Annotated in this window: 3 protein-coding genes; all 3 read right to left on the bottom strand. The window is 64.5% G+C overall.

What is annotated here, in order from left to right:
- Positions 1 to 189: ATP-binding cassette domain-containing protein (locus EOA33_RS33630; RefSeq protein ID WP_127407574.1), on the bottom strand; the 189-nt coding region annotated here is incomplete at its 3' end.
- Positions 190 to 264: 75 nt separating this feature from the next.
- Positions 265 to 1,353, bottom strand: a complete 1,089-nt coding sequence (locus tag EOA33_RS33625) for an extracellular solute-binding protein (RefSeq protein WP_126057023.1) — start codon at positions 1,351 to 1,353, stop codon at positions 265 to 267.
- A 71-nt stretch (positions 1,354 to 1,424) separates the two neighbouring features.
- On the bottom strand, positions 1,425 to 2,048 hold a 624-nt coding region (locus EOA33_RS33620), incomplete at its 5' end, for an amino acid ABC transporter permease (protein WP_145989452.1).

The raw sequence follows: 2,048 nt of genomic DNA, 5'->3' as shown, positions 1-2,048 counted from the left end.
GTCGAGCACGATGGCGCCGCTGGTCGGTTCCTCCACCCCGGCGATCATGCGCAGCAGCGTGGTCTTGCCGCAGCCCGACGGGCCGAGCAGGCACACGAAAGTGCCATGCGGCACATTGAGCTGCACATTGTCGACGGCGGCGAAATTGCCGAATTTCTTGGTGATGGCGTTGATGTTCAATCCGGACATGCTCACCCCTCTCTCAGGATATTGCACCGCAAGGGCCGCCGGGCAGATGTCCGGCGGCCGGTTTCATGCCAGTGCTCAGCCGACGATCAACTCGGTCCACTTCTGGTTGATCCAGTCGGCCTTCGATGTATAGAGGTCGTAGCGCGGGATGATCGGCTCGATGTCCGACGACACAGCGGCGAACTCTTCCGGCTTGAGGTCGAGCACCTCCTTCTTCAGCGTCGGCGTGGTGCCGACCTTGCGCGACATGACGCCCTGCATCGAAGGCTGGCTCATGAAGTCGATGAAGGCGTGCGCCTCCTCGACCTTGGTCGAGGCGCGCGACAGCACCCAGTTGCCGGAATCCTGGATGCCGCCTTCCTTCGGGAAGGTCGAACGGACATGGAAGCCGTCGGCGGCCGCAAGCCCGGTGACGTCGTGGTAGTACTGGCCCATCGGGATCTCGCCCGACTTCAGCGCTTGCTCGAACTGCGCCTCGTCGCGATACCAGAGGCGCACGTTCGGCTTGACCTCGGCCAGTTTCTCGAACGCCTTGTTCAGCCCGTCCTCGGTGTCGAGCGCGTTGGTGCCGCCCATGAAGGTCTTGGCCGTCACTTCGAGCAGGAACGAGTTGGAGGCGAGCGCCAGCAGGCCGAGTTTGTCCTCGTTGGCCTTGTCCCAGAGCGCCGCCCACGACGTCGGCGCGTCCTTGTAGACGTCGGTGTTGGTGACCAGCGTGATCCACCAGGCGACGGCACCGATGCCGGCGACGCGGCCGTCCGGATATTTGTTGATGAAGCGGGGCAGCAGCTGGTCGTAATGCTTGACCTTCGAGGTGTCGAGCGGCGTCCACAATTCGGTCGACTGGCCCTTCAGCGTCGAGGTCTGCGACATCATCGAAAGGTCGGCCGGCGCCTGCCCGGCCTTGGCCGCCTGTTCGAGCTGCACCAGCCAGGCCTCGCCGGTCGGTTCGGCGACCGATTCCACCGCGATGCCGGTTGCCTTGGTGAATTCCGGGAAGACATGCTCGTCGAACGATTTCTTGAAGTAGCCGCCATAGACACCGACCTTCAGCGACTTGTCCTGCGCCCGCAGCACCGCGGGCATGGCGAGCACGCCGGCGGCGGCGAAGCCGGCGCCAAGCACGCCGCGCCGGGTGATGGGTGTTGCGATCAGTCTGTTCATCTCAATTCTCCTCTGTTTGTGCCGGTTGTCCGGCGGGTTCCCTTGGTTGCGTTTCTCCGCCGTCAGGCGGATCAGTGTGCCGCCGCTCGTTGCTCGAGCGCGCGCGCGTATTGCGTCAGTGGAAAGCACATGACGAAGAAGATCAGCGCCACCAGTCCGTAGACGGTGAACGGTTCGAAGGTCGCGTTGTTGATGGCGTTGGAGGTCCTGACCAGTTCCTCGAAGCCGATGATCGAGGTCAGCGCCGTCGACTTGATCAGCTGCACCAGGAAGCCGACGGTCGGCGCGCGGGTGATCGAGAACGCCTGCGGCAGGATGATCAGCCTGAGCTCCTGCAGGTAGTGCAGCCCGAGGCTGGCGCCGGCGTCCCACTGGCCGCGCGGCAGCGCATCGACGCCGCTGCGCCAGATCTCGGCCAGATAGGCGCTGGCGAAGAAGGTGAGGCCGAGCGCCGCCGCCGTCCATGGCTCGATGCGCAGCCCGAGCATCGGCAGACCAAAGAACATCAGGAAGAGTTGCATCAAGAGCGGCGTTCCCTGGAACAGCGCGACGTAGCCGGAGGCAATCCGCCGGGTCCATTTGGTCTTGGCGATGCGTAAGAACAGTACGGCCAGGCCGACCAGCGCGCCGCCGACGAAGGCGGCGAGCGACAACAGCACCGTCCAGCGCGCGGCGAGCAGCAGGTTGCGCAATAT

This window comes from Mesorhizobium sp. M4A.F.Ca.ET.050.02.1.1, from assembly GCF_003997725.1.
Taxonomy (GTDB): Bacteria; Pseudomonadota; Alphaproteobacteria; order Rhizobiales; family Rhizobiaceae; genus Mesorhizobium.
The sequence above is the reverse complement of the archived record's forward strand: the minus strand, read 5'-3'. Positions and strand labels throughout refer to the sequence as shown.

Bases quoted from the DNA above. Each gene is read 5' to 3' on its own strand.
- EOA33_RS33625 (WP_126057023.1), bottom strand. From the start codon at position 1,353: ATGAACAGACTGATCGCAACACCCATCACCCGGCGCGGCGTGCTTGGC.